Below are 16,561 nucleotides of genomic sequence, written 5' to 3'. Positions count from 1 at the left end.
CAGGGAACAAGAGGCGCGCAAAGTAGTCCGCAAAGCCCTAAAAGGGTGCTGCCAATAAAAATAATAAAACGAGAAGTACGACCGAAATATCCGATGAAATGGGGAGTGGCATGGCGCGAATAATCCTGTTGCAATTTGCAGCAGCTGTGATCGTCGCGCTGGTGGCAAGTGTAGTGTCTGGCCTTCCTGCAGGATTATCAGCCTTACTTGGTGGACTATGTTGCGCCATACCGAACGCATTTTTCGCCCTGCGCTTACTCAGTAGCGCGCGAAAGCCTGGCGGCAGTCCGATGAACTTTTTTGTCGGCGAATTTATAAAGATTGCATTGACGATTGCACTGTTAGGAGCGGTCGTTATGTTTTACCCCGGTTTGAATTGGCTGGCGTTTATCGCTGCATTCATCGTGGTACTCAAAAGTTATTTAATTCTACTCTTTAGGCATTGATTATGAGCGCAACTGAGCACGCCCCAACCCCGTCGGAATATATCCAACATCACCTGGGTCATTTGGCTAATTCACATGACCAACAAACAGCTTTGGTTGATATGTCCTATATCAACTACGACACCATCATCTGGTCCGTCGTTTGCGGTTTACTCGCTATCATTTTGATGTTCTTGGCTTCTCGCAAAGCAACGTCCGGGGTGCCTGGTCGTTTTCAATGCGCAGTTGAGATGGTTGTAGAAATGGTCAATGATCAAGCGAAGAGCATTGTTCACGGTAACGTATCTTTCATCGCACCAATGGCTTTGACAGTATTCGTGTGGGTCTCTTTAATGAACTCCATGGACTTCTTGCCAGTCGATTTGTTCTCAGTATGGTTGTTCCCATTGTTGGGAATTAACCCCGAAATTCATCACCGTGTCGTTCCAACGGCTGACTTGAACGGCACTTTGGGTATCGCAGTTGGTGTGTTCGCTTTGATGATTTACTACTCCTTCAAAATCAAAGGTTTTGGCGGTTTCATTAAAGAACTGTGCACAGCACCGTTTGGTCCATGGATGTTGCCATTCAATATTATGTTGAACGTGGTTGAATTTGCTGCCAAGACTTTCTCTCTCGGTATGCGACTGTTCGGTAACATGTTTGCGGGTGAGTTGTTGTTCTTGTTGATCGCATTGCTCGGCGCATACAGCCACTTCGGCGGTATTGGTCAAGTGATTGCCGGTTCGATTTGGGCGATCTTCCACATTTTGATCGTGTTCTTGCAAGCGTTTATTTTCATGATGTTGACTTTGGTATACATGGGTCAATCTCACGATGCACACTAATTCGAATGGTCGCAGCGAGTCAAAACAAACTGCGACAATTCAAGTGAAGTAATCAGTTTTAGTATTGGTTTTAGTTTTTCGTTTTTTGGTTTTGGTATTTTAATTTTTTAACTTTTAGGAGTTTTCTCATGACTAACGTCGCATTTGTAGCTTTGGCTTGTGGTTTGATCATCGGTTTGGGCGCTTTGGGTGCATGTATCGGTATCGCTATGATGGGTGGTAAATATTTGGAAGCGTCTGCTCGTCAACCAGAATTGATGGACAAATTGCAAGGCAAAATGTTGTTGTTGGCTGGTTTGATCGACGCTGCGTTCATTATCGGTGTTGGTATCGCTATGTTCTTCGCAACAGCTAACCCATTCAAAGGTTAATTGAATTTCCTTTTTCTACCGTGGTGTTGGTCGAAGCGGTCAACACCCGCGGAACGATAATTCAGACAAGGAAACGACATGAATCTTAATCAAACAATGTGGTACCAAGCGGTAGTATTTTTTGTACTCGCTTGGTTTACCATGAAATTCGTATGGCCACCGTTGATCGGCGCCATCGATGATCGCAGAAAGAAAATCGCTGACGGTTTGTCCGCTGCTGATCAAGGCCAAGCTGCTATGAAAGAAGCTGAGAAAAAAGTTCAGCTTGAATTGGCAGGGGCTCGCGAAGAAGGCTTGAAACAAGTTGCAAACGCTGAGAAGCGTGGTCAATTGATCGTTGAAGAAGCTAAGAATGCTGCTAACGCAGAAGCCGCACGCATCATCGCTGCAGCTCAAGCAGAAGCCGCAAATCAAGTCACAAAAGCACGCGAAGAATTGCGCGACCAAGTAGCTGCCTTGGCAGTGAAAGGCGCAGAGCAAATTTTGAAGCGTGAGGTGAATGCAGCTGCTCACGCAGATTTGCTCAACCAATTGAAGACTGAGCTGTAATCATGGCTGAACTCGCAACGATCGCTCGTCCATACGCAGAAGCGTTGTATCGCGTTGCTAAGTCTGGCAACCTGTCCGCCTGGTCGGAACTGGTTGCTGAGATGGCGCAAGCCGCGGCGCATCCCGATGTAGTAGCTCTTGCACACAACCCCAAAGTCTCCGCAGGTCAAACTGCTGAGGCTTTCTTGTCCGTGTTGAAGTCTCCTGTAACTGCTGAAGCGAAAAACTTCATCAATACTTTGACTGAATATGACCGTTTAACTTTGTTGCCAGAAATCGCGGCGCAATTTCATGATCTGCAAAATGCCGACACCGGTTCTGCAGATGCAGAAATTGTCAGCGCGTTTGAAATGACTGACGCACAAGTTAAAGAATTGGCGGCAACACTGGAAAAGAAATTTGGTCGCAAATTGCACCCAACCGTAACAGTGGATTCTTCACTGATCGGTGGTGTGCGTATCGTGGTTGGTGATCAAGTGCTGGATACTTCGGTTCGTGCCAAGCTGCAACAGATGCACAACGCTTTAACTGCTTAAGCTTTGCTTAATGCTGTTTAAGTACTGAAACAATTTTAGGAGTTAGTATGCAACTCAACCCATCAGAAATCAGCGAGTTGATCAAGAGCCGTATTCAAGGCCTTGGTGACAGCGCTGAGATTCGTAATCAAGGTACGGTTATCTCCGTTACCGACGGCATCTGCCGCATCCACGGTTTGTCCGATGCGATGCAAGGCGAGATGTTGGAATTCCCAGGCAATACATTTGGTCTGGCCTTGAACTTGGAACGTGATTCCGTTGGTGCCGTTATTCTCGGTGACTACGAACACATTTCCGAAGGCGATACAGTTAAATGTACAGGTCGTATTTTGGAAGTACCTATCGGCCCAGAATTGCGCGGCCGTGTTGTTAACGCATTGGGTCAACCAATCGACGGCAAAGGTCCTATCAATGCAAAATTGACTGCGCCAATCGAAAAAATCGCTCCTGGCGTTATTGCTCGTCAATCCGTTTCTCAACCATTGCAAACTGGCTTGAAGTCTATCGACTCCATGGTTCCAGTTGGTCGTGGTCAACGTGAATTGATCATTGGCGATCGTCAAACTGGTAAAACAGCGGTAGCGATCGATGCGATCATCAATCAAAAAGGTCAAGGCGTTACATGTATCTATGTAGCGATTGGTCAAAAAGCTTCTTCCGTTAAAAACGTTGTGCGTTCTTTGGAAGCACACGGCGCAATGGAATACACCATCGTTGTCGCAGCGACTGCATCTGAATCTGCAGCGATGCAATACGTATCCGCATACTCCGGTTGCGCGATGGGTGAATACTTCCGTGACCGCGGCGAAGATGCATTGATCGTTTATGATGACTTGTCGAAACAAGCGGTTGCATACCGTCAAGTTTCCTTGTTGTTGCGCCGTCCACCAGGCCGTGAAGCGTATCCAGGTGACGTGTTCTACTTGCACTCCCGTTTGTTGGAACGTGCAGCACGTGTTAACCCAGACTACGTTGAAGCATTCACTAAAGGTGAAGTTAAAGGTAAGACAGGTTCCTTGACAGCATTGCCTATCATTGAAACTCAAGCAGGTGACGTTTCCGCTTTCGTTCCAACTAACGTAATTTCGATTACTGACGGTCAGATCTTCTTGGAAACTTCATTGTTCAACTCTGGTATTCGTCCAGCGATTAACGCGGGTATTTCCGTGTCTCGCGTTGGTGGTGCAGCTCAGACTAAAGTTATCAAAAACTTGTCCGGCGGTATCCGTACTGACTTGGCGCAATATCGTGAATTGGCAGCGTTTGCGCAGTTCGCATCTGATTTGGATGAAGCAACACGTAAGCAGTTGGATCGTGGTGCGCGCGTTACTGAATTGTTGAAACAAGCTCAGTACGCACCATTGTCTATCTCTTTGATGGCGTCCAGTCTGTTTGCTGTGAACAAAGGCTTCTTGGATGATGTACCAGTGAAGAAAGTATTGTCTTTCGAATCTGGCATGCATAACCACTTGAAGACTAACCAAGCAGCGTTGTTGCAAAAGATCGAAGAAACCAAGCAACTGGACAAAGATGGCGAAGCTGCCATGGCTGCCGCAATTGCTGATTTCAAAAAATCCGGCGCATTTTAATTTACCGTAGCTAGAAGGAGTCAATACTCATGGCTGCAGGTAAAGAGATACGTGGCAAGATCAAAAGCGTAGAGAATACGAAGAAGATCACTAAGGCGATGGAAATGGTTGCCGCTTCTAAAATGCGCAAAGCGCAGGACAGAATGCGTGCTGCTCGCCCATACAGTGAGAAGATTCGCAATATCACCGCTAACTTGTCACAGGCCAACCCAGAGTACACGCATCCTTTCATGGTTCAGCAAGATCAAGCTAAGAAAATTGGCTTGATCGTTGTAACAACTGATAAGGGTTTGTGCGGTGGCTTGAATACCAACGTTTTGCGTTTGGTCACCAACAAAATGCGTGAACTCGAAGGTAAGGGTTCAAAAATTGAAGCGGTCGCGATTGGTAACAAGGGTCTCGGCTTCCTGAATCGTGTAGGTGCAAAAGTTGTTTCGCATGCGATCCAACTCGGCGATACGCCGCACCTCGATAAATTGATTGGTCCAGTAAAGTTGTTGCTGGATGCGTATCAGGAAGGCAAGCTCGACGCGGTTTATTTGAGCTACACCAAATTCATTAACACCATGAAGCAAGAGCCAGTGTTAGAGCAATTATTGCCTCTGACAGCGGACAAGCTGGAAACAAATGCAGCATCCCATTCTTGGGACTACATTTACGAACCAGACGCAGCGACGGTGATCGATGAATTGTTGGTGCGTTATGTAGAAGCGCTGATTTATCAAGCAGTGGCAGAAAACATGGCGTCAGAACAATCGGCACGTATGGTGGCGATGAAGTCAGCTAGCGATAACGCGGGTAATGTGATTGGTGAGTTGAAATTGATTTACAACAAAACTCGTCAAGCTGCGATTACTAAAGAGCTCTCCGAGATCGTCGCCGGCGCGGCAGCGGTCTAAACGAAATTTAATATTATTGAAGGAACGAACATGGCTAATGGCAAAATCGTTCAGTGTATCGGCGCTGTTGTGGACGTAGAATTTCCACGCGACGCGATGCCTAAGGTTTACGATGCCTTGAAAATGGAAGGCTCCGATCTGACATTGGAAGTACAACAGCAATTGGGTGACGGTATCGTCCGTACGATTGCTTTGGGTACATCTGATGGCTTGCGTCGTGGCATGATGATTAGCAACACAGGTAAACCAATTATGGTTCCAACCGGCAAAGCAACATTGGGCCGTATTATGGACGTATTGGGTAACCCAATTGATGAATGTGGTCCGGTAAGCCGTGAATCACAAGCATCTATTCACCGTAAAGCGCCTGCTTACGACGAACTCTCTCCATCGCAAGAATTGTTGGAAACCGGTATCAAAGTTATTGACTTGGTTTGCCCATTTGCGAAGGGTGGTAAAGTTGGTCTGTTCGGTGGTGCGGGTGTTGGTAAGACCGTTAACATGATGGAGTTGATCAACAACATTGCTAAAGCACACAGCGGTTTGTCCGTGTTTGCTGGTGTTGGTGAACGTACTCGTGAAGGTAATGACTTCTACCACGAAATGGCTGACGCTAACGTTGTTAACTTGGAAAAGCCTGAAGATTCCAAAGTGGCGATGGTGTACGGTCAGATGAATGAACCACCAGGTAACCGTTTGCGCGTTGCTTTGACTGGTTTGACGATCGCTGAAGGTTTCCGTGACGAAGGTAAAGACGTGTTGTTCTTCGTCGATAACATCTATCGTTACACATTGGCTGGTACTGAAGTTTCCGCGTTGTTGGGCCGTATGCCTTCCGCGGTGGGTTACCAACCAACATTGGCTGAAGAAATGGGCCGTTTGCAAGAACGTATTACTTCCACTAAGACTGGTTCTATTACTTCTATTCAAGCGGTTTACGTTCCAGCGGATGACTTGACAGATCCATCCCCAGCGACAACATTTGCTCACTTGGATTCCACCGTTGTTTTGTCCCGTGACATCGCATCCTTGGGTATTTACCCAGCGGTTGATCCATTGGATTCCACATCTCGTCAGTTGGACCCACAAGTTGTTGGTCAAGAGCACTATGAAACAGCACGCGCTGTTCAAGGTACTTTGCAACGCTACAAAGAATTGCGTGACATTATCGCGATTTTGGGTATGGACGAATTGGCACCTGAAGATAAGTTGATCGTTGCTCGTGCACGTAAGATGCAACGTTTCTTGTCTCAGCCTTTCCACGTTGCTGAGGTATTTACTGGTTCCCCAGGTAAATACGTTTCACTGAAAGATACAATCAAAGGCTTCAAGATGATTGCATCCGGTGAACTCGATCACCTGCCAGAACAAGCGTTCTACATGGTAGGTACAATCGACGAAGCGATCGAAAAAGCGAAGAAAATGGCAGCATAATTATTCTGAGCCCCGAATCAAACTCGGGGCGAAGAGTGACGCCCCCCTTCCTAGAATGTAGATTCGGGGACGGGGAAGCAAACTAAAAAGGTTAGCACATGGCACATACTATTCACGTTGACGTAGTTTCTGCAGAAGAGAGTATCTTTTCTGGCGAAGCTTTGTTCGTCGCGTTGCCGGGTGAATCAGGTGAATTGGGTATCTACCCAAAACACACTCCATTGATCACACGTATTAAGCCAGGCGCAGTGCGTATCAAGGTTGAAGGTAAAGCTGAGGACGAATTCGTATTCGTTGCAGGCGGTATCTTGGAAGTACAACCAGATACAGTAACTGTATTGGCCGATACAGCGATTCGTGGCGCTGATCTTGATGAAGCAAAAGCAGCTGAAGCCAAGAAATTGGCAGAAGAAGCTTTGGTTAATCGCGAAGCAGGCATCGACTATGCGCAAGCACAAGCCGAGTTGGCATCAGCGATCGCACAATTGGCAGCGATTCAGAAATTGCGTTCTAAGCGTTAATTTTGTCGGTAGGTTTTAAGGCAGAACTAATGCAATCAGTAATACCGTCGTAAAATGATAAAGGCAGCTTAGGCTGCCTTTATTTTTGCCTGAACATCTCCTACGAGTCGAAACATGGAACCACAACAAACAGTAGAAATCGATCAGTTATTACAGCAAGCACGTACGATCGCCATCGTTGGTTTGTCGAATAAGTCTGAACGCGATAGTTATAAAGTGGCGATGTACTTGATAGAACATGGCTATCAAGTATTCGGCGTTAATCCGATGCTGGCTGGCACAGAAATACTCGGACAACAGTGTTATGCAAGTTTGAAGGAAGCAGTCGATGCCACTGGTCTCGCCATTGATATCGTTGATTGTTTTCGCAAAACAGAAGAGATCCCCGCTATCGTTGAAGCAGCTGGATCGGTAGGTGCTGGAGCAATTTGGATGCAGTTAGACATTCTTAACGAAGACGCTGCGAAACGCGCGCGTGATATCGGAATGCGTGTGGTGATGGATCGTTGTACCAAGATAGAACATAAGCGACTGCACGGAATCAGTTAGACTCATACGCAGCACAACATTTCAGTTGTTGCTTTACTTATCTCGGAGGATGCTCATGGTGTCGATTGCCTCAAAATTTCTCGCGAAGAAAAATGTAGTGCTGAGTGATATTGATGCTGAGGAGAAGCTGCTGTCGAGTAAGGATAAGAGCGTTGATAAGTTACGCACTTTAGCTTTGGCAGAAAAACTCGCCGCCTATCAAGATCTCCTTTATGCGCAGAAGAAGCATAAGATCTTGGTCATCCTACAAGGCATGGATACCTCAGGCAAAGACGGAACCGTGCGTGCTGTGTTTGGTCAGATTAATCCTCTTGGTGCCCGTTGTTATTGCTTTAAGGCGCCGACCGCGATCGAGTCCGCACATGACTATTTGTGGCGCGTTCACCAGCAAGTGCCGGCCTTAGGTGAGATCGCGATATTCAATCGTAGCCATTATGAAGACGTGCTCATTACGCGTGTACATCAGTGGATTTCTGCCGCAGAAGTGCCCCAGCGTTTCGCCCATATCAATGCTTTTGAAAAGATGTTGGCTGAAACAGGAACGACGATTTTTAAATTCTTTTTGCACATCTCCAAGTCGGAACAAAAAGAACGATTAGAAGAGCGTATCGCAGACCCGAATAAACATTGGAAGTTCGACGCTAACGATCTTAAAGAACGCGAATATTGGGATGATTACCAAGTCGCCTATCAAGAGGCTATAGAGGCGACGAATACAGAGTATGCGCCATGGTTCATCATTCCTGCGAACTCCAAAACGCAGAGAAATTTGACAATTGCATCGATACTCGAGGAGCAGATTGCGCTGATGGGGTTGGCCTACCCACCAGGCAACCCAGACATTAAAAAGCTGGTCGTGAAATAGGCATTGATAGCACATGGGTGTGTAAAGCAGGGATGTGAAAACCAGAGTGACCCAATGAGAATTTCGAAGCAAATTAATAAGATAAAAAGATCATAAAATGAAACTTATCCACAAAAAAATCAAAAGAATTTATTTGTGGAAACAGTTTTTAACAATTGAATTTTATAAAATCTTCCAATTAAACAATAGCTTACGATAGCTAGTTAAACAAATTCTTGTCTTGATTCCCATCGGCACTATTTTTCTTTGAAATTACCCACAAAGTTATCCACAGCATATGGGGAAGTTCTTGTGCAAGAACTTCAATTAAACCCAGTCATCTGAGCAATTGGGGTGAGAAGAGCTGCACAAATGAAGAAAAACTTGATTGCGCTCGGGTAAGTCATTTGGAAAACCTTCTTGTCGACCTAAAATGTCGCAAAAAAACAGCAATTGGTAACGTTTCCAAAAAAATGTTGACACTTATTTTTAAGGAATGCTATATTCCAACTCACAAATGGAAACGATTCCACATGATGTAAGGTTCTTGGCAGAATTTACCTTATTCTGCAAAAAACATGACGGCACTAGTCGTTGAGCCGACGACCAGACGCTGAGCACTAAGCCTTACCAGGACTTCTCATATTTGTAGAAACACCGAGTGCATAGAGCAAAGAATAAGCAATCCGTAGCAAGAACAAGTAGTGCCAAGAACGACTTGCGCAGATAATACTGAAGCGGGTCCAAGACAACACAAGGAGACCAAATGTTCCATCCGAAAACAAAACGAACCCTGATGAGCGTGGCCGTTGCCAGTGCCTTCGGTTTGATGAATGCGCCTGTCTATGCCCAGCAAGCAGAAGCAGCGAAAACAAATGAGCCTGCCGATGCAAAGAAAGCGGCAGCGAAAAAAGAATCTGATCAAATTCAAGAAGTAAATATTACGGCGACACGCTATTCCACTTCCTTATTGAAAACGCCTTTGGCCGTTACGGCTTTTAGCCAAGATAGCTTGAGTCGCCTCGGTGTGACGAGCGCGAAAGATCTCGCCAATGAAGTGCCGAACGTCACGATCGTACAAACGAATGACTCTGCGATCCAAGTGACGATTCGCGGCATTACATCAAGTAACACAACAGAAATCGGCGATCCTGCCGTTGGCTTCCATGTCGACGGTTTGTATTCGCCACGTCCACAGGGCGCACAAGCACTGATGTTCGACGTTGACCAAGTTGAAGTATTGCGTGGCCCACAAGGTACTTTGTTCGGTCGTAACTCTACAGGTGGTACGATCAACGTGATCTCCGCTAAGCCAGATTTCTCAGGCAACTACGGTCGCAGTGAAGTCGAAATCGGCAATTACAATAAGCGCCAAATGAATGTGGTGCAAAACATTAAAGTGAACGATGAGTTCGCTTTACGCGCCGCATTTACCAAAGTTACACGCGATGGTTACGCAAACCAGATGCAAGACTTTAGCGAAGCGAATCTCCCATCTAAAGGATGGAAACCAGATGGTATTCCAGATTTAATTCAACGTTGGAACCGTAAAGTTGATCCTAGCGATTACTATACTAACCAAAACGAATGGGCGGCACGTATCTCAGCTGCATACAAAGTTAATAAAGACTTGAAGCTGCACGCAACATATGAAGAGTTCCAAGATTCAAGTGCGGGTGGTACAGCGTTTAAAGATTGTGATTCGGTCGCGGGAACTCGTTATGCATGTCCGTCTGGATGGGGCCGTTTTGATTTGAAAATCAACGTTCCAGGCATGACAGACATGAAGATCCGTACACTGCGTGCAGGTGCGAATTGGAACGTCGATAAAGATATGACATTGGACTACAACTTTGCGCTCGCAGATCAACGCCGCAGCCAATTGTATGACAATGACAAAGGTAATATGGCGGCTTTGCCATTCCAAATTACGCAAGACCATCCAAGCATCGCGGGCGGTAACAACTGGGGTACATGGCCATTGGCTGATCAGTATCAACAAACCGTTGATTCTAAGTACCTCTCCACCGTACATGAACTGCAATTGAAACAACGTATTGGCGATCTAAAATATGTTGCCGGTTTGTTCTGGATGCATGAAAAAAATCAAATTAACTATGAAGTGGTTGATTTGTATCGTGCGCCAGTTGGTTTAGCGTCGGGTGCTTTCTACGCACAACCGAATCGCCAAGTGGACGCCAAAGCGATTTTCGCGCAAGCAGATTGGGAATTCCAACCAAGCTGGACAGCGACGGCAGGTGCACGCTTTAGTGCTGATAGCAAAACAGATAAAGACGGTTTGAATCTTGGCGGCTGGTGGGGTCAGAAAGAGTTCTACAATGGCGGCTACGATCCTGGTACACCAGGCACGCCAGGTTACCGTCTGCCTCAAGGCAATGACTTAAATTATGGTCCAGGCGGTAGCGCAGCAGCCTACCATTTGTATGGCACACCAAGTAAGAATGACCATAGCGAAAAATGGCATAAGCTCACATGGCGTTTAGGTTTGCAAACACAAATCAACAAAAACGAAATGGCTTATGCTGCATTGGCAACAGGTTATAAAGCCGGTGGTTTCGGTGACAGAACTCTGGCATGCGGTGGTGATGCCTCTGGTCCAAATATGCGTAAGTGTGCAGATGGTTCACCCAACGTGGAAACCTTCTTGCCTTACAAACCTGAACTCGTGACAAACTTTGAATTAGGGTACAAGGGTAAATTCCTCGATAACACTTTGAGTTTGTCTGCAGTCGCATTTGCAATGAACTACAAAGATCAGCAATTAACAGGTACTTACTTCGTTAGCAAATATGTGCCGCCAGCACCATGTACTGCTGATCAACCGAAGTGCGACGTCTATGAAACATGGCGTACGATTAACGTAGGTAATACGAAGATTCGTGGTTTGGAAGTGGAGTGGGATTACAAACCATGGCCAGGTGCTAAAGTGGGTGGTGCTTTCACTTTGCTCGATACGAAGATTCGTGACTACGGTTCATACAGCGATGATTACAATTGCGACGCACGTACAGAGTTCGGTTTGACGCCATGCGCTCCAGTGTTTAACGGCTTGGGCCCCGATAACGGTAAGCGTCTTTACGATGTGACTAACAATAATTTGCCAAACGCACCGCGTCGCACGATGATGTTGCACTTCTCACAGAAGTTTGATTTACCGAGTGGCTTTGCGTTGACGCCGTATGTGAAATGGAACTGGCGTGATAAGGCTTACTTCGATGTACGCAATGATGAGTTCGCTCACATTGGCCGCTTCCAAAAAGCCTACGCATTGGTAGATGCATCAGTACGTTTGGATGCGCCAGAGGACGCTTGGCATGCTGAGCTGTATGTACGTAATGCGACGGATAGCAAAGCTGCATACTGGCGTGGATCAGGTGTCGGTGCTCAGATGAACTACGCACCAGTGGAACCTCGTATGTTTGGTATTCGATTTGGCTTTAACTATTGATTAGGTACTGATCTTCGCTGCGCTCTCCAGTGTAAAGCGAACATCCTTGAGTCCATGTGCGTTGGTCTACGATCGACTGCACTGGGCTCTTTTTTATTATACGAGTACACTACTGCGAGTGAAGATTGCATCTAACATCGCAACGGTGAAGGAATCAACATGAGTGATAACAGAATTAAAGATATCGTCATTGTCGGCGGCGGTACAGCGGGTTGGATGAGTGCAGCGGCTTTGGGACAGCTGCTACCCAACGGACATCGCATCCGACTCGTCGAGTCCGATATGATCTCAACCATCGGCGTCGGTGAGGCGACGATTCCAAGCATACGTAATTTCAATTTGCATCTTGGGATAGACGAGAACGACTTTCTGCGTAACACTCAAGGTACCTTCAAACTCGGAATTGAGTTTGTCAATTGGGGTGTGAATGGAACCAAATATTTTCATGGTTTTGGTTCGGTCGGGCGTGATCAACCGATGGCTAACTTTTACCATTATTGGTTGAAGATGAATCAATTAGGAAAGGCTGGTGGTCTTGAGCCTTATTCGATCAATACTGTTGCCAGCATGTTGGGCAAGTTCAGTGTTGGTCGTCCCGATTTACCGAATTCACCACTTTCCGATCTTTCATACGCCTATCATTTTGATGCCGGTTTATATGCCAAGTATTTACGACGCTATGCAGAACAACGTGGCGTGAAGCGTACTGAGGGAAAGATTGTCAAAGTCAATTTGCGAGAAAACGATGGTTTTATCGAGTCTCTGCAAATGGAAAATGGTGAGATCGTTGCAGGTGACTTTTTCATTGATTGTTCAGGCATGGTAGGACTCTTGATTGAACAGGCTCTACACACGGGCTACGAAGATTGGAGTCATTGGTTACCTTGTGATACTGCCATTGCAGTGCCTTGCGCTCTCGGCGGATCTGCGCAAGCACATACTCGCTCTACTGCGCATGAAGCAGGCTGGCAATGGCGCATCCCTTTACAGCACCGCATTGGTAATGGCCATGTATTTTCCAGTAAGTATATGGACGCCGACAAAGCCACACAAATTTTGTTGAACAACCTCGATGGCAGGGCGCTTGCGGAGCCTCGTCAGATTAAGTTCACAACGGGCAAACGCAAACAAGCGTGGAATAAAAACTGTGTAGCGATAGGTTTGTCTGGTGGTTTCATGGAGCCTTTAGAATCCACTAGTATTCATATGGTGAAAACGGGTTTGATGCGTCTGCTGACTTTCTTCCCAAATAAAGAATTTGATCAAGTCGATATCGATAACTACAACCGCTTGACTGATAAAGAATACGCGCAAATTCGCGATTTCCTCATCCTTCACTACAAAGTCAATTCGCGCGATGATAGTGAATTTTGGAAGTATTGTCGTGAAATGGATGTGCCAGAAAGTCTGAAGATTAAGTTAGATTTATTCGCGAGCAATGGCCGTATTTTGCGTGAGAATGAAGAGCTGTTTCCCGAAGATAGTTGGCTGCAAGTGATGCATGGACAAGGCATGCGACCACGTCGTTACAGCCCTGTTGTCGATCAGCGTAGTCCAGATGAAATCGCTGGTTTCTTGTACAACACGCAAATGGTGATTCGTAAATGCGTCGATGCCATGCCAACTCATCTCGACTATATACGTGCCAACTGCATGGCACGCGAAGCTGCATAAATTACTAGCATTAGTCAGCACCTTAATTCAGCTAGTTCAGCAAATCCCCCAGCAAGAGTGAGCCTAAGCTCCTCTTGCATCTTCTTTCCAAGTCATCCGTTCTCAAACGCTTTCATCAATCATCGACTTTTTCGAGCTTTCCGCCTCGATTAATCGATTTGAATCTAAGTTCATTCGTACCTACACTAGTTCCATCACTTAAACGAATGGAGAAATGTGATGAACATCGACATACAAGCGCGTGGCTTTGAATTGACTGATGGAATGCGTGAGCACACTTATCGCCGCCTTAAGTTTGCCACAGACTGGGCATTGGACGAGGTCAGAACAATTAAAGTTCGCCTCTCTGATGTGAACGGTCCGCGTGGTGGTGAAGATAAACGCTGTTTGATTCAAATCCCTCTGGCGAAAAAGCAGCAGATCGTCATTCATGACACGGAAGCTGATTTGTATATTGCGATCGATAAGGCGATCAATCGTGCAGAACAACTTCTCGCAAAACGTATTGGTCGCTTCAAAGAGCATGCCCATGTTAAGGCGAATCATTTAGTTTATGAAGAGGAAGAAGAACTAAGTGAGAAATAGCATTTGCAGAGCAAGAGTAGCGAGATACTAATTAAATTTAATCAATCGAAGAAAGAAATGTCATGAGAACGTATCGTGTGAACAGCCCAGAAGCCATGGCTCGTATTGTAGCCTTGTCGATGTTGGTCGATGGTGGACTAGACAAATCAGAGTTAGATGTCGTGCATCGTTATGGCATAGTGGAGCGCCTGGGCCTCTCGGAAGAGCAATTTGAGAAAATCGTCCATCACTTGTGTGAAGACATGTTGCAATGTGCGGATGGCTCTCACTATGGCCAGATAGAGATGGCAAATCCTGCGATCGACAGTATTTTGGAAGAGATTCAGGACCCGCAATTGCGTAAGCAGCTGCTACGCATCATGTTAGCGATTGTCGATGCCGACGATAGACTCAGTGACGGTGAAGCGGTCTTGATCGATCGCGCATTGCAATGTTGGACCTTGGATTTAGTGGCGATTAGCGATACGCCTCTGTCAGCGCAGTTGAGTTCTGAGCTAGAGCACCATCAGATGCAACAGCGTGATTACAGTGCCTCTAAGCCTGTCAACATTCTCGAGACACATTACTAATTGTTGCTCTTGAGCTTGTGCGGTGTTGAGCCTGAAAGAGCTCAGGCACCACGATTTGTGAAGTGAAAGTATGTATGCCAAAAAAGTTTTTAAGAAGGGTACTACCGACTCGGGAGACCATAGAGCGTATCCCGATTAGTCGTCGCTTTACCCATCGCCTTGATAGACCAGGCTTATGGGATGTGGAGCGCGAAGCGGTAGCCTTGGGCTTAGCGATTGGCGTTTTGTGCGGCATGATACCAGGGCCGCTGCAGATGATCGCTGCGGTGACCTTGGCTTGTTTGTTACGCGTGAATTTGCCGATGGCGATCATCGGCACATTTTTGACGAATCCGATTACGATAGTGCCGATCTATATGCTGGCGTACGGCATTGGTCAAAGCTTGAGCGGTACGGGCCAGTGGCATGAATTGCCAGCGTTGCCAGTCACCGATTGGACTCAATTGCTGACCAGTCTACAAGCGTGGATTACTTGGGTGGGATCACTTGGAACACCTTGGTTAGTTGGTATGCTGATTTTGTCTCTGTCATTAGCGGCATTAAGTTATTGTTCGGTGCAATTGGTTTGGCGCGTTTGTCGTTTTTGGAGTTTGCGCTGCCTGCAAACACAAAGAAAACATAGGACTGAGCAAATTAACAAAGCGATGATGTAGAATCCGCTCAAGGCTGTGTTCCTATCGCAAGTTACAAAGGTATTTGGAACAGAAACGTGTGAACAGAAAGGATCTCGCTTTGCCCGCATTGAATTTTAAGCACCTGCGTTATTACTGGATGGTCGCTAAGACTGGTAGTATTGCCAAAGCGGCTGAGCAGTTGCATTTAACCGCGCACGCTGTGAGTGGACAGATCAATGAATTCGAGCAAAGTCTTGGCGTTGAGCTATTCAAAAAGAACGGTCGTAACATCGAATTGACCGATGCTGGCCGACGCATACTGATGTACGCAGATGACATTTTCAATACCGGCGATCAGTTGCTTGATGCTCTGCGCGATCATCTACAAGCACGTCGTCGTACTTTCCGCGTTGGCATTGCCGATGCCGTTCCGAAGGTGATCGCCTATCGCCTGTTACAACCAGCCTTAGAGCTTGAAGAACCCGTGCGTTTAAATTGTCGTGAAGGCCGTCTTGACCTTTTGTTAGGCGAACTTGCGCTACATCGCTTGGATGTCATCATTGCGGATCGACCTATGGGCAACCAAACAAGCGTGCGAGCGTATAACCATCTGCTTGGAAAATGTGGTTTAACAGTATTTGGCACCGCTGCATTGGCAAAAAAACACACCGGAAAATTTCCAGAATGTTTAACGCACGCCCCGTTTTTGATCCCCGGTGAAGATGTGGCAGTTCAGGCCAAGATCTTGCGCTGGATGGAACAGTGCGCTTTGCATCCCACTATCGTTGGTGAATTTGATGACGGAGCTCTCATGAAAGCCTTTGGTCGTGCTGGGGCTGGTTTTTTTCTGGCACCGACTGCGATGGAGAAAGAGATTTGTGCTCAGCACAAAGTTGTCGTCATCGGTGAAGTGCCGAGTATCGTCGAAGAAATTTATGTGATCACTGCTGAGCGTAAGCTCAATGACCCCGCTATCTTAGCGATTAGTCAAACCGCGAAACGCGATATCTTTAATTGAGAATTGCCTCAGATTGTCTTAAATCCCTTATCGTGAGCAATGGAACTTGTACAGGCATTCCGAGTCG

General features: G+C 46.4%; 17 protein-coding genes. All 17 read left to right on the top strand.

What is annotated here, in order from left to right:
* The first annotated feature begins 110 nt into the window (after positions 1 to 110).
* The 17 genes from H8K36_RS16320 to nhaR all read left to right on the top strand — a co-directional run bounded on the left by H8K36_RS16320 (position 111) and on the right by nhaR (position 16,494).
* Positions 111 to 446, top strand: a complete 336-nt coding sequence (locus H8K36_RS16320; RefSeq protein ID WP_186917576.1) for an ATP synthase subunit I — start codon at positions 111 to 113, stop codon at positions 444 to 446.
* 2 nt (positions 447 to 448) lie between these two features.
* Positions 449 to 1,273, top strand: a complete 825-nt coding sequence (gene atpB, locus H8K36_RS16315; RefSeq protein WP_186917575.1) for a F0F1 ATP synthase subunit A — start codon at positions 449 to 451, stop codon at positions 1,271 to 1,273.
* Between the two features lie 128 nt (positions 1,274 to 1,401).
* A complete protein-coding gene (gene atpE, locus H8K36_RS16310; protein WP_186917574.1) occupies positions 1,402 to 1,644 on the top strand; it encodes a F0F1 ATP synthase subunit C in 243 nt (80 codons plus the stop codon).
* A 78-nt stretch (positions 1,645 to 1,722) separates the two neighbouring features.
* On the top strand, positions 1,723 to 2,193 hold the full coding sequence (locus H8K36_RS16305; protein WP_186917573.1) for a F0F1 ATP synthase subunit B: 471 nt from the start codon (positions 1,723 to 1,725) through the stop codon (positions 2,191 to 2,193).
* A 2-nt stretch (positions 2,194 to 2,195) separates the two neighbouring features.
* On the top strand, positions 2,196 to 2,729 hold the full coding sequence (locus tag H8K36_RS16300; protein ID WP_186917572.1) for a F0F1 ATP synthase subunit delta: 534 nt from the start codon (positions 2,196 to 2,198) through the stop codon (positions 2,727 to 2,729).
* A gap of 47 nt (positions 2,730 to 2,776) precedes the next feature.
* Entirely contained in the window at positions 2,777 to 4,318 is a 1,542-nt protein-coding gene (gene atpA / locus H8K36_RS16295) for a F0F1 ATP synthase subunit alpha (protein WP_186917571.1), read from the top strand.
* Between the two features lie 29 nt (positions 4,319 to 4,347).
* Positions 4,348 to 5,217 (top strand): F0F1 ATP synthase subunit gamma, encoded by an 870-nt coding sequence (gene atpG / locus H8K36_RS16290; RefSeq protein ID WP_186917570.1) that lies wholly within the window; start codon positions 4,348 to 4,350, stop codon positions 5,215 to 5,217.
* A gap of 30 nt (positions 5,218 to 5,247) precedes the next feature.
* Positions 5,248 to 6,651, top strand: a complete 1,404-nt coding sequence (gene atpD, locus H8K36_RS16285) for a F0F1 ATP synthase subunit beta (RefSeq protein ID WP_186917569.1) — start codon at positions 5,248 to 5,250, stop codon at positions 6,649 to 6,651.
* 98 nt (positions 6,652 to 6,749) lie between these two features.
* Positions 6,750 to 7,172 (top strand): F0F1 ATP synthase subunit epsilon, encoded by a 423-nt coding sequence (locus H8K36_RS16280; protein WP_186917568.1) that lies wholly within the window; start codon positions 6,750 to 6,752, stop codon positions 7,170 to 7,172.
* A gap of 114 nt (positions 7,173 to 7,286) precedes the next feature.
* Positions 7,287 to 7,721 (top strand): CoA-binding protein, encoded by a 435-nt coding sequence (locus H8K36_RS16275; protein ID WP_186917567.1) that lies wholly within the window; start codon positions 7,287 to 7,289, stop codon positions 7,719 to 7,721.
* Positions 7,722 to 7,776: 55 nt separating this feature from the next.
* Positions 7,777 to 8,586 (top strand): PPK2 family polyphosphate kinase, encoded by an 810-nt coding sequence (locus H8K36_RS16270; RefSeq protein WP_186917566.1) that lies wholly within the window; start codon positions 7,777 to 7,779, stop codon positions 8,584 to 8,586.
* 745 nt (positions 8,587 to 9,331) lie between these two features.
* On the top strand, positions 9,332 to 12,034 hold the full coding sequence (locus H8K36_RS19515) for a TonB-dependent receptor (protein WP_186917565.1): 2,703 nt from the start codon (positions 9,332 to 9,334) through the stop codon (positions 12,032 to 12,034).
* Positions 12,035 to 12,193: 159 nt separating this feature from the next.
* Positions 12,194 to 13,708: a tryptophan halogenase family protein gene (locus H8K36_RS16260; protein WP_186917564.1), complete on the top strand. Its 1,515-nt coding sequence runs from the start codon at positions 12,194 to 12,196 to the stop codon at positions 13,706 to 13,708.
* Positions 13,709 to 13,927: 219 nt separating this feature from the next.
* Complete coding sequence (locus H8K36_RS16255) at positions 13,928 to 14,293, top strand: HPF/RaiA family ribosome-associated protein (RefSeq protein WP_186917563.1); 366 nt, start codon at positions 13,928 to 13,930, stop codon at positions 14,291 to 14,293.
* Positions 14,294 to 14,355: 62 nt separating this feature from the next.
* Positions 14,356 to 14,862 (top strand): tellurite resistance TerB family protein, encoded by a 507-nt coding sequence (locus tag H8K36_RS16250; RefSeq protein ID WP_222611252.1) that lies wholly within the window; start codon positions 14,356 to 14,358, stop codon positions 14,860 to 14,862.
* A gap of 74 nt (positions 14,863 to 14,936) precedes the next feature.
* Complete coding sequence (locus H8K36_RS16245) at positions 14,937 to 15,515, top strand: DUF2062 domain-containing protein (RefSeq protein WP_186917562.1); 579 nt, start codon at positions 14,937 to 14,939, stop codon at positions 15,513 to 15,515.
* A gap of 58 nt (positions 15,516 to 15,573) precedes the next feature.
* Complete coding sequence (nhaR, locus tag H8K36_RS16240; protein WP_329604234.1) at positions 15,574 to 16,494, top strand: transcriptional activator NhaR; 921 nt, start codon at positions 15,574 to 15,576, stop codon at positions 16,492 to 16,494.
* Positions 16,495 to 16,561 lie beyond the last annotated feature (67 nt).

The sequence above is a fragment of the Affinundibacterium nitidum genome, assembly GCF_014284155.1.
GTDB lineage: Bacteria > Pseudomonadota > Gammaproteobacteria > Burkholderiales > Burkholderiaceae_D > Undibacterium > Undibacterium nitidum.
This window is presented reverse-complemented; position numbering and strand designations above follow the sequence as displayed.

Excerpts from the sequence above, each read along its gene's own strand:
- H8K36_RS16320 (WP_186917576.1), top strand. The coding sequence starts at position 111 with ATGGCGCGAATAATCCTGTTGCAATTTGCAGCAGCTGTGATCGTCGCG.
- atpB (WP_186917575.1), top strand. The coding sequence starts at position 449 with ATGAGCGCAACTGAGCACGCCCCAACCCCGTCGGAATATATCCAACAT.
- atpE (WP_186917574.1), top strand. The coding sequence starts at position 1,402 with ATGACTAACGTCGCATTTGTAGCTTTGGCTTGTGGTTTGATCATCGGT.
- H8K36_RS16305 (WP_186917573.1), top strand. The coding sequence starts at position 1,723 with ATGAATCTTAATCAAACAATGTGGTACCAAGCGGTAGTATTTTTTGTA.
- H8K36_RS16300 (WP_186917572.1), top strand. The coding sequence starts at position 2,196 with ATGGCTGAACTCGCAACGATCGCTCGTCCATACGCAGAAGCGTTGTAT.
- atpA (WP_186917571.1), top strand. The coding sequence starts at position 2,777 with ATGCAACTCAACCCATCAGAAATCAGCGAGTTGATCAAGAGCCGTATT.
- atpG (WP_186917570.1), top strand. The coding sequence starts at position 4,348 with ATGGCTGCAGGTAAAGAGATACGTGGCAAGATCAAAAGCGTAGAGAAT.
- atpD (WP_186917569.1), top strand. The coding sequence starts at position 5,248 with ATGGCTAATGGCAAAATCGTTCAGTGTATCGGCGCTGTTGTGGACGTA.
- H8K36_RS16280 (WP_186917568.1), top strand. The coding sequence starts at position 6,750 with ATGGCACATACTATTCACGTTGACGTAGTTTCTGCAGAAGAGAGTATC.
- H8K36_RS16275 (WP_186917567.1), top strand. The coding sequence starts at position 7,287 with ATGGAACCACAACAAACAGTAGAAATCGATCAGTTATTACAGCAAGCA.
- H8K36_RS16270 (WP_186917566.1), top strand. The coding sequence starts at position 7,777 with ATGGTGTCGATTGCCTCAAAATTTCTCGCGAAGAAAAATGTAGTGCTG.
- H8K36_RS19515 (WP_186917565.1), top strand. The coding sequence starts at position 9,332 with ATGTTCCATCCGAAAACAAAACGAACCCTGATGAGCGTGGCCGTTGCC.
- H8K36_RS16260 (WP_186917564.1), top strand. The coding sequence starts at position 12,194 with ATGAGTGATAACAGAATTAAAGATATCGTCATTGTCGGCGGCGGTACA.
- H8K36_RS16255 (WP_186917563.1), top strand. The coding sequence starts at position 13,928 with ATGAACATCGACATACAAGCGCGTGGCTTTGAATTGACTGATGGAATG.
- H8K36_RS16250 (WP_222611252.1), top strand. The coding sequence starts at position 14,356 with ATGAGAACGTATCGTGTGAACAGCCCAGAAGCCATGGCTCGTATTGTA.
- H8K36_RS16245 (WP_186917562.1), top strand. The coding sequence starts at position 14,937 with ATGCCAAAAAAGTTTTTAAGAAGGGTACTACCGACTCGGGAGACCATA.